Source organism: Methylobacter sp. (genome assembly GCF_030680395.1).
In the GTDB taxonomy this organism is placed as follows: domain Bacteria; phylum Pseudomonadota; class Gammaproteobacteria; order Methylococcales; family Methylomonadaceae; genus Methylobacter_A.
In genome coordinates this window covers 25,225-35,594 of the sequence record NZ_JAUXVR010000007.1, presented here as the reverse complement: position 1 = coordinate 35,594, position 10,370 = coordinate 25,225, and the positions used below count along the sequence as shown (strand labels likewise).

Genomic DNA, 10,370 nt, shown 5'->3' with positions numbered 1-10,370 from the left:
CACTCCTACAGGACAGAACCTTGGCAGCTCAATATGCAGCAGAATAATCTCAACAAACCTTCTGAGAAGACTTACCGACTCAAGTCATTGAGAAGGAGTAAGAATGCCATGTTCAAATAAATTTATTGTAGGAGCGGGCCATGCCCGCGAACAGATTACGGTCGGTAATAATCGAGGGCGCGCCCCGTTCCCACAAAAGAATCGACCCGGACAGCAGGCTTTGCGCAAGGGAAGGGTGTCTTTGCCCAACCACGTTTATTTGATAACCGCTACAACACTTAATCGGCAACGTTTTTTTGATGAATTTAACGCCGGTTGCGCCGCAGCCCGGTGCTTTGAAAACAACGAAATTCTTGGCGATGCCCGAATACTTGCTTGGGTTCTGATGCCGGATCATGCGCATTGGCTGGTTGGTTTGGGCATTCAAGATAACTTGGGCATTGTCGTGAATCGACTGAAATCGTCCAGCTCAAGATTGGCGAATTGTGTTCTGGAACGGCGCGGGACGCTCTGGGACCCGGGGTATCATGATCACGCCTTACGCGCCGAGGAGGATTTACTCAATATCGCTCGATACATTATTGCCAATCCTTTGCGGGCGGGGCTGGTTCAACGGGTAGGGGATTATCCGTTTTGGAATGCGATTTGGGTTTGATTGTTAGTCACAAACGTGGTTTTAATCAGGTGATTTAAGACCATTACGAGGATGTCCTCGTAATGGTCGAAATTAAAATATGAGCTCTCGAATTTCAGGTTATTTAAATATTATTTTCGCGGGCATGGCCCGCTCCTACGAAATTATCATCAATTATGAAGAACAAGTTGGACAACACGATAAAAACAGCGAAAAAAGGCAAATCGCCCAAGTCCATCGCTTCCACGCAATCGCTATCCTCATTTGTCAAAGCCATTTGCGATGTGATGCGCCGCTCCAATTGCGCCAGCGCCTTGCAGTATGTGCCGGAATTGACCTGGATCCTGTTTTTGCGCATTCTGGATGCTCAAGAGCAAAAGGCGCGGGAAGAAGCCGAGGCTTTGGGTAACGATTATGCACCGGCCTTGACTGCGCCGTACCGTTGGCAGGATTGGGCCGCGCCGTTTGCCGATAAAGAGGATACGGAAGAACAAGCTATCGGCTGGAAGCGCAAGGAGCTTTACGCGGCGGGCGACGGCAAGCTGTTCGAGTTTATCAATAACGAGCTGTTGCCGCATTTGCACAGTTTGGATATTGATCCTATCAGCCAGTTGCCCAATAGCAATGCCAGCCGCAAGCAACGAGTAATCGGCCGGATTATGACGGCGGTGGAAAAAGTGCGGGTCGATAGTGAAACCAATCTGCGCGATATTCTCGACAAGGTGCATGAAATCCATATCGACCATATCGACGACACTCACTTTTTTACCTTGTCGCAAGTCTATGAAGATTTGCTGTTGAAAATGGGCGAGAAAAACTCCGACGGCGGCCAGTTTTTTACCCCGCGCGAAGTGATTCGAGGCATGGTGCATATTCTCGATCCGCAAGCCGGGGAGACGGTTTACGACCCTTGTTGCGGCACCGGCGGGTTTTTGGCGGTGGCGTTTGAGCATATCAGCCGCAATTTGGGCAATGCGCCCGCCGCTACGATGTTGGATGTGCTGAAACACGATACTTTTTTCGGTAGGGAAAAAGAGAACCTGGTTTTTCCTATTGCGTTAGCCAATTTGATTTTGCACGGTATAGATCAACCGAATTTATGGCACGGCAATACGCTGACCAACCGGCCTACGTATGCCGGTTTGTTTGAGCAAGCCCCGGCCACTTTCGATGTGATCCTGACCAATCCGCCGTTTGGCGGCAAGGAAGGCACTGATGCGCAAAAGAATTACAGTTTTGAGACCGGTTCGACCCAGGTTTTATTCCTGCAACATATTTTGGCTGACCTGAAAATGCCGATGGACGGCAAAGCAGGCGGGCGTTGCGGCATTGTGCTGGATGAGGGCTTGTTGTTCCGAACCAATGAAAGCGCTTTTGTCGAAACCAAGCGTAAGCTGGTCGATGAATGCGATTTGTGGTGCATTATCAGTTTGCCCGGCGGCGTGTTTTCAACGGCGGGGGCCGGAGTTAAAACCAATCTGCTGTTTTTTACCAAGGGCAAAAAAACCGAACGCATCTGGTATTACGATTTGTCGCAAATTAAGGTCGGCAAGAAAACGCCGACGACTTTGGCGTATTTTGGCTTTGATAAGCAAGGTGGCATTTTAGATGATGCTGATTTGCCTAGGCCATTGACCGCTGAATGGCTGGAACAGGAAGGCAATCAGGATAAATTTTTCCCTTCGGTTGCAAGGTTGCTTGCCAAACATGGAACTCCTGAAGCGAACAGCGATTTTTCCTGGACGATGGACTTTACCGCCCGCCGTGCAAAGGCTCAGGCAGATATGCTGCCGTTTCTGGAGGAGGTTAAAAACCTCACTGAAGCATTACTACCGCTGAAAGAAGATTTGAAAGCGCTGAAAAAAGATAAGGCCGATAAGGAAAAAATATCGGCTATCGAAGAGGCGATAAAAATCAAGGAAAAAGCCGTTCGTGAGGCGCAAACCAAGGCCGCTGACATTGATGCAGCGGTTTATGATTTAAAAGCCGTTAATCCCAATGTTAAAGCAATTGTTGATACCCGCACCGTGTTGGAGATTATCGACAATATCAATCTGCAAGGGCAGATTGCGGCTACGGCTATGGCCAATTTGCGGGGTTTGTTGGTGGAGTAATCATTATTTAATCGCCAAGCGTTTCAGCAGACGATGAAAATTCCCCCGGTCCAGTCCCAGTACCCGCGCCGTCGCAGCCATATTCCCCTGTTGCGCCGCTAATTGTTGCTGGATGAGTTGGCGCTGAAACTCGTCAACCGTGTTTTTAAAGTCTATCGACGCGGGCAAAGCTGTCGATGAATCCAGTACGGCGTCGACATGCGGAGCATTCAAAGGCTTCGGTACTATATCCAGATAGGCCAGGGAAATGGTGATGAAATCCGCCTGGCGATTTTCCGGGGTCGCCGATTTTAACGCCACCCGGCTGAGTAGATGCTCCAGCTCGCGGATGTTGCCCGGCCAGTGGTAATCCAACAGGGCTTTCCTGGCGTCCTGATCCAGACGCAACTTTTTAACGCCCAAACGCTGCTGGTTTTTTTCCAGAAAAGCACCGGCCAGCAATAAAACGTCTTTTCCCCGCTCGCGCAATGCCGGAACCTGCATCGGATAAACAGCCAGACGATGGTAAAGATCCGGGCGAAACAACCCCGCCGCGACTTCCTGTTGCAGATTGCGGTTGGTTGCGGCAATGACCCGCACATTGACTTTGATTTGCTTATCGCTGCCGACGCGCTGTATCTCGCCGTTTTGCAAGGTGCGCAATAACTTGGCCTGTATGGAAAGCGGCAGTTCGCCGATTTCATCCAGAAAAATCGTGCCGCCGTTGGCCAGCTCGAACTTGCCGGTCCGGTCGCTGATGGCGCCGGAAAATGCACCTTTAATATGGCCGAATAACTCGCTCTCGGCAATACTCTCAGGCAATGCCGCGCAATTGACGTAGACCATGACTTGATCGGCGCGATTCGATTCCATATGAATGCGCAGGGCAACCAGTTCTTTACCAACTCCCGTTTCGCCCAAAATTAAAACCGCCAGCTCCGACGGGGCGACGATGGAAATTTCATTACGCAATTTCCGCATGCAGTCGCTGTCGCCGATCATGTCGTGGTCGGTATTTTCCTTGAATAAGGTTTGGGTCGCATAACGCACCCGCTGTTCCAACGAGGCAATCAGTCCCGCCGCCTTGACCGTGGCCGCTGTCAGGCTGATAAAGGTGTTGAGTTGCAGCGGGTCGATATTGTCAAAAATCCCGGGAGTCAGCGCGTCCAGTGTTAAAACGCCCCAGGGTTCGCCATCGATAAACAGCGTAACCCCCATGCAATCATGCACCAGCAGTTGATCGTTATCTGTTTCAATCAATCCGTCGTACGGATCGGGCAGGTCGGAATCGGCGGCAAAGCGCACCGATTGAGTGGAGGCCAAAATCTGCGCCAGACGCGGATGCTCGCTGACGACAAAACGCCGTCCCAAGGTATCTTCCGATAAGCCGTTAACTGCCAGCGGTATCAGGCAATGGTTTTCAAACCTGAGCAACGCCGCTGCATCGCAAGGAAAAATCCGGCACAAATGTTCCAACAAACGTTGGTAGCGTTGTTCCGCCGACATGCGCGCGGACAGGTCGGCAACAATGGAAATTAACGAGGCGGAAAATGAGTTTGTCGTCATAGTGATAACGTTGATGTCAATTAAACAACTTGAAGCTGATGTTAATTATACAACGATACTTTGGCAACACCTGAAAACATAAGGTTTTTTGCTTGGCATGGTAAGTGCTCTTATCTATAAGCACCAACTTAGATTAATTAATTCACCACGAAGACACGAAGGGCACGAAGTTTTACCTTGGTTGTTCTTCGTGTCTTCGTGGTGATATGTCTTAAGTTGCTACATATGGGGCAGCATTCTTCTGCCACCCTAGCTGATTTATTAATTTGAGGAGAGTACCTGATGTTTTGTTACCAATGCGAACAAACCGACCGCTCCAATGCCGACAGCGGTTGCGCTACTGCCAAAGGCATGTGCGGCAAAGACGCCACGACTTCCGATTTGCAGGATTTACTGATTCACGGCGTCAAGGGCATTGCCCAGTACGCCAAACGCGCCCGCGCCCTGAATGCCCCGGATAATGCAGCCGGCGAATTTATGCTGTACGCGATGTTCACTACCTTGACCAATGTGAACTTCAACGCCACCCGCTTCGTTACCCTGATACAGGAAGCCGCCCAGGTACGGGATCGGGTCAAGGCGAGCTACATTCAAGCTGCGCTTGCATCAGGCCTTACGCCTGAACAACTCACCGGTCCAGCTGCCTGGCAGCCCGCTGCCGACATGGACGGAATGCTCAAACAGGCTGCCGACGTGGGCATCAATGCCGGACTCGACCAAGTCGGCGAGGACATTATCGGCCTGCGTTCGTTGGTGCTTTACGGTCTTAAGGGCGTTTGCGCCTATGCTCATCATGCTTACGTGTTGGGCGGGGAAAGCGATACTGTTTATGCCGGAATCGAAGATGCGCTGGATTTTTTAAGCAATGATCCCACCGATACCGAAGCGTTGTTGAATCAGTCTATGGCGTTGGGTACTTTAAATCTTGAAGTCATGGCGTTATTGGATAAGGCCAACACCGGCACTTTCGGCGCGCAACAGCCGACTCAAGTCCGCATTACTCCGATCAAAGGCAAAGCCATTCTGGTCTCCGGTCACGATCTGGGCGATCTGGCCGCTTTGCTGGAGCAAACCAAAGACACAGGCATCAATATTTACACGCACGGCGAAATGCTGCCTTCCCATGCTTACCCGAAGCTCAAGGCTTATCCGCATCTGGTCGGCAATTACGGCGGCGCATGGCAGGATCAACAAAAAGAGTTTGCCGAGTTTCCGGGCGCCATTTTGATGACCTCCAACTGCATCATCGAGCCGCAAGCCCAATACCGTCAGCGTATTTTTACCGCAGGCCCGGTAGGCTGGCCCGGCGTGCGCCATATCAGCGACAAGAATTTTGCGCCGCTAATCCAGGCTGCCAATGCATTACCCGGCTTTAAAGAGGATGCCGACGAAAAAGTCGTCACCGTCGGTTTCGGTCACGATGCTGTGCTGGGCGTGGCCGACAAGGTGATTGACGCGGTCAAGTCCGGCGCCATTCGCCACTTCTTTCTGGTAGGCGGCTGTGACGGCGCTGCATCAGGTCGCAATTACTACACTGATTTCGCCGAACAGGCCCCGCAGGACACTGTGGTGATGACCTTGGGCTGCGCCAAATACCGCTTTAATCAGCATGATTTCGGCGATATCGGCGGCATTCCGCGCCTGCTGGATTTAGGCCAATGCAACGACAGTTATTCGGCGATCAAAATTGCCACCGCGCTGGCCGGCGCTTTTGAGTGCGGCGTTAACGAGCTGCCCTTATCACTGGTCGTATCATGGTTTGAGCAAAAAGCCGCCGCCGTGCTGCTGACCTTGCTGGCGCTGGGTATCCGCAATATTCGCCTCGGCCCCACGCTGCCCGCCTTCCTGACGCCAAATTTGGTCCAGGTACTGGTCGATAAATACGGGCTGTTGCCGATTACCACCGCGCAGGCTGACATCGAAGCATCGCTGACGCGCAAAGCGGCTTAATCTTAATACTGTTGATTTAAGTCGTTCGTGCTGAGCCTTTCGACAAGCTCAGGGCGAACGGACAGGAGCCTAATCCTCCCTCTTGCTGCCGGAAACGTAAGTTTTTCCGGCAACATTTTTTATTTGGAGTCCAACCGAAACATGAACACTCACACTATTGAACTGACCACCCGAGACGGGGAACAGCTCCGTTTCGAATGCGCCGCAGACCAAAATCTGCTGGAAGCGGCCGCCGATGCGCATATCGTATTGCCCGCTCAGTGCGGACAGGGCAGTTGCGGTACTTGCTATGCCGATGTCACCCACGGCGACTTTACCTTGGGCAAACACAACCCCGCCGCCTTGCCCGTAGACGATAAAGCAAAGGGCGGCACCCTGCTTTGTTGCACCTTTCCTCAAAGCGATTTGCGCATTGACCTGCCCTTTGATCATGACCGTATTCTGATCGGTGAAATCAAGGTCAGAAACGCCGAAATTACTGCTATCGATTCCGTGGGCGAAAATACCCTGCGTTTGGAACTGCGCTTGGCGCAGGATGAAGACAGCGGCAGCGTGGCCGAGTTTGAACCCGGCCAGTTTATGGAACTGGAAGTGCCTGGACAAGACATCAAGCGCGCCTATTCGCTTGCCAATACCGGCAACTGGGAAGGTCGGCTGGAGTTTTTGATCCGTCTGCAACCCGGCGGGCTTTTTTCCACTTGGCTACGGGAGCAGGCGGCTGTCGGACAAACGTTGATCGTTCACGGTCCCAAAGGCGCGTTCGGCTTGCATGAAAGCGGCCTGAGACCGCGCTGGTTTGTAGCCGGCGGCACAGGTCTGGCACCGATGATGTCCATGTTAAGACGCATGGCCGAGTTTCAGGAACCGCATCCGGCACGGCTCTATTTCGGCGCAAATCGGGCCGAAGATTTGTTTTGCCAGACCGAGCTGGAAGCGTTGCAAGCGGAACTGCCCCAGCTTCAGGTAATTTACTGCGTCTGGAAACCGGAAGATAACTGGCTGGGTTTTAGCGGTACGCCGGTGGATGCCCTGACTCAAGATCTGGCGGCTGCGGCTGTGTTGCCTGACATTTACCTGTGCGGACCGCCGGCTTTGATCGATGCTGCCGAAGCGGCCGCGCACGCCAAAGGTGTGCCCGATAAACAGGTGCTGAGCGAAAGATTCTTGCCTACTGCGTGACCGGTAACCTTTCCATCTTTAAGTGGAGGTCTCTATAAAACGGCAATAAAAAAAGACAGGGAATAAATTCGCTCTCTAAACCGGCAAGGATAAACGCCGTTAGACAAATTGGAAGGTTATTGTTATGCTGCTACAGTATCAGTAAATGATTACACACAATTTGACTGCCTGAAGGAAAGAAGTAATGAGCGGGTTTCCACTCCCAAAAAATGCGTCTTTGATGAGTGAGAATTGGCATGATTTCAATTAAAGATTCTCGGTCAGTCAAATATCTGCTGTTAGCATTGATCGCTTCCATTTTTGTCGGCGAAGCGCTGGTCATGTTGTTTATCGACATGTTGTTGCCGCCGCTTTCGCGTTGGCTCACCGCGCTGATTGATGCTGTGTGGCTTTTGACTCTGATCTTTCCCGCTATCTATTTTCTGGTATTTCGCCCGCTTAAGACTCAATTAATTAAGCAGAAACAAGCGGAAACAATGCGGCAGGAAGCGGTGGATCGACTCCAAAAAATCGCCAGCCAGGCGCCTGGAATTGTTTTTCAATTTCAACTGCGCCTCGACGGCAGTTGTTGCGTGCCTTACGCCAATGAAGGTCTGCTTAAGATTTATCGGATTAGTCCGGAGGATGTTCGTGAAGATGCATCCTATGTGTTTACCGTTGTACATCCCGATGATTTAGAGAATCATCTAGCCTCCATTCAAACCTCGGCCCAAGACTTAATACCTTGGACTCAGGAATATCGGTTGAAGTTCGGCGATGAGCCGGAATGCTGGTTATTCGGCAATGCGCTACCGCAACGGCTGGCTGACGGCTCAACACTCTGGCACGGCTTTATCACCGACATCACCGAGCGCAAACAGGCGGAAACCGAACTTCATATCGCCGCCACCGCCTTCGAGTCCCAGGAAGGCATGGTCATCACCGACACCAACAATGTCATTATCAAAGTCAATCAGGCCTTTATCAGGCTCACCGGTTATTCAAGCGAAGAGCTGCTTAATCGGAGGATGAATATATTAAAATCCGGCCGGCATGATGAGGATTTTTATGCCTCGATGTGGGACAGTATTACTCATACAGGTACATGGCAGGGCGAAATCTGGAATCAGCTCAAAAATGCGGAGGTGCTTCCTACCTTTGTCACTATCACGGCAGTCAAAAACAATGGTGGCGAGGTTATCAATTATGTCGCTACTTATACCGATATTACCGAGCGCAAGGTTATAGAAGAAAAAATCAACAATCTGGCTTTCTACGACTCGCTTACCCAATTACCTAACCGGGTTTTATTGGCTGACCGCATGCACCAGACTTTGGCTCGCTGTCGTCGTAACAAGGAGATTGCCGCCGTCTGTATGCTTGATCTGGATGGCTTCAAACAAGTTAACGATACGCTAGGTCATGCATCAGGCGACCAGCTGTTATGGGATGTGGCTCAGCGCTTAAAAGAATGTATACGTCAGGAAGACACCGCCGCCCGTTTCGGTGGCGATGAGTTTGCCCTGCTGCTCGGCGGCTTTACAACAGTCAGTGAATGCGAACAGACGCTGGCACGCATCGTCTCCGCCATAGCGGCCCCGTACCGAATCTTCGGACAGGTTGCGCATATTTCAGCCAGCATCGGCGTCACTCTGTTTCCCGAAGACAGTAGCGACCCGGATTTACTGTTACGCCATGCCGATCAGGTCATGTATGAGGTTAAGCAAAATAGCAAAAATGGCTACAAACTGTTTAACTCCGTACACGAAATACGTAATCAAACGACTCAGGATTTTCTCAAGAAAATCGACGACGCATTGGTTAAAGGGCAATTCGAACTTTATTATCAACCCAAAGTTAATTGCCGCTTGGGTAAAGTAGTGGGCGCCGACGCATCGGTATACTGGAATCATGCTGTGCTTGGTATATTGGCGCCGTCCGAATTCATGCCCGTGATCGAACACGATGACCTGATTATCGCCTTGGGCGAATGGACAATACAGAAAGCCTTGCTGCAACTGAATGAATGGCGTAAGGCGGGATTTAACATTCAGGTCAGCGTCAATATTTCCGCCCGCCAATTCCACAATCAGCAATTTTTACAACGTCTGCAAGAATTGCTTGCCGGGCATGACTCTGAAATCATTCAGAGATTGGAAATAGAAATTATTGAAACGGCCGCATTAAAGGATGTGATTGCCGGAGCGGATGCGATTCGCAGATGCCGTGCCATGGGAATCCGCGTTACGCTGGATGACTTTGGCACCGGGTTTTCATCGCTGGTGCAATCGCTGGTACGCTTGAATCATCTTGCTGTCGATGCCTTGAAAGTCGACTTGAGTTTTGTTTCCGATATGCTGACAGACCGGGAAGACATGGCAATTGTTGAGGGTGTGGTCGGATTGGCCGCATCCTCCCGGTTTCAAGTGATTGCTAAAGGTGTAGAGTACGTCGACCAGATATTAATGTTAATGGAACTGGGGTGCGATGTTATGCAGGGTTCCGGATTCGCCAAGCCGATGCCGGCGAAGCGCATGCACACCTGGCTGGCAGCGTTTACGCCGGACCCGCTGTGGAACTTACCCGTCTCCTATTTAACTTCGCGGGATTATTTCGAGTTGCTGCTCACGGAAGCCAAGCACCGCAGCTGGACTAATCGGGTGATCGCTAATCTTGATGATCCATGTGACCACACGACTCCGGAGTCGCTGCTGGATCATCAGCAATGTCGTTTTGGCCAGTGGTATTCTGAGGAAGGCGCCAGTCATTTTCACGATGTAAGCGAGTTTGATGCACTTGACGCCGTGCATCAAAATATCCATCAGATTAGCGCGCATCTGTGCGAGCATCATCAGGCCGGTATGGATGTTGAGGCCGACGCGGACAAAGCCCAATTGCTGGTCGAGCAGCATAATATGACCAGTCTGGTACACCACTTGCTGTCTGATGAGTTACTCAAATAGCAAACC

6 protein-coding genes are annotated in these 10,370 nt (G+C 51.2%); 5 read left to right on the top strand and 1 reads right to left on the bottom strand.

Annotated features, from left to right (window positions below):
* The first annotated feature begins 103 nt into the window (after positions 1-103).
* Positions 104-655: a transposase gene (locus Q8L79_RS02790; protein WP_305267829.1), complete on the top strand. Its 552-nt coding sequence runs from the start codon at positions 104-106 to the stop codon at positions 653-655.
* 155 nt (positions 656-810) lie between these two features.
* On the top strand, positions 811-2,748 hold the full coding sequence (locus Q8L79_RS02785) for an N-6 DNA methylase (RefSeq protein ID WP_305267828.1): 1,938 nt from the start codon (positions 811-813) through the stop codon (positions 2,746-2,748).
* Between the two features lie 3 nt (positions 2,749-2,751).
* Here Q8L79_RS02785 and norR read toward each other — a convergent pair whose 3' ends face one another.
* Positions 2,752-4,293, bottom strand: a complete 1,542-nt coding sequence (gene norR, locus Q8L79_RS02780; RefSeq protein ID WP_305267826.1) for a nitric oxide reductase transcriptional regulator NorR — start codon at positions 4,291-4,293, stop codon at positions 2,752-2,754.
* A 282-nt stretch (positions 4,294-4,575) separates the two neighbouring features.
* Here norR and hcp point away from each other — a divergent pair, with 282 nt between their 5' ends.
* From hcp to Q8L79_RS02765, 3 genes are all read left to right on the top strand, one after another.
* A complete protein-coding gene (gene hcp, locus Q8L79_RS02775) occupies positions 4,576-6,243 on the top strand; it encodes a hydroxylamine reductase (RefSeq protein WP_305267824.1) in 1,668 nt (555 codons plus the stop codon).
* Positions 6,244-6,384: 141 nt separating this feature from the next.
* Positions 6,385-7,422: an aromatic/alkene monooxygenase hydroxylase FAD-binding subunit MmoC gene (gene mmoC, locus Q8L79_RS02770; RefSeq protein WP_305267822.1), complete on the top strand. Its 1,038-nt coding sequence runs from the start codon at positions 6,385-6,387 to the stop codon at positions 7,420-7,422.
* A 236-nt stretch (positions 7,423-7,658) separates the two neighbouring features.
* Positions 7,659-10,364 (top strand): EAL domain-containing protein, encoded by a 2,706-nt coding sequence (locus Q8L79_RS02765; RefSeq protein ID WP_305267820.1) that lies wholly within the window; start codon positions 7,659-7,661, stop codon positions 10,362-10,364.
* Positions 10,365-10,370 lie beyond the last annotated feature (6 nt).

Bases quoted from the DNA above. Each gene is read 5' to 3' on its own strand.
- Q8L79_RS02790 (WP_305267829.1), top strand. From the start codon at position 104: ATGCCATGTTCAAATAAATTTATTGTAGGAGCGGGCCATGCCCGCGAA.
- norR (WP_305267826.1), bottom strand. From the start codon at position 4,293: ATGACGACAAACTCATTTTCCGCCTCGTTAATTTCCATTGTTGCCGAC.
- Q8L79_RS02765 (WP_305267820.1), top strand. From the start codon at position 7,659: ATGATTTCAATTAAAGATTCTCGGTCAGTCAAATATCTGCTGTTAGCA.
- mmoC (WP_305267822.1), top strand. From the start codon at position 6,385: ATGAACACTCACACTATTGAACTGACCACCCGAGACGGGGAACAGCTC.
- Q8L79_RS02785 (WP_305267828.1), top strand. From the start codon at position 811: ATGAAGAACAAGTTGGACAACACGATAAAAACAGCGAAAAAAGGCAAA.
- hcp (WP_305267824.1), top strand. From the start codon at position 4,576: ATGTTTTGTTACCAATGCGAACAAACCGACCGCTCCAATGCCGACAGC.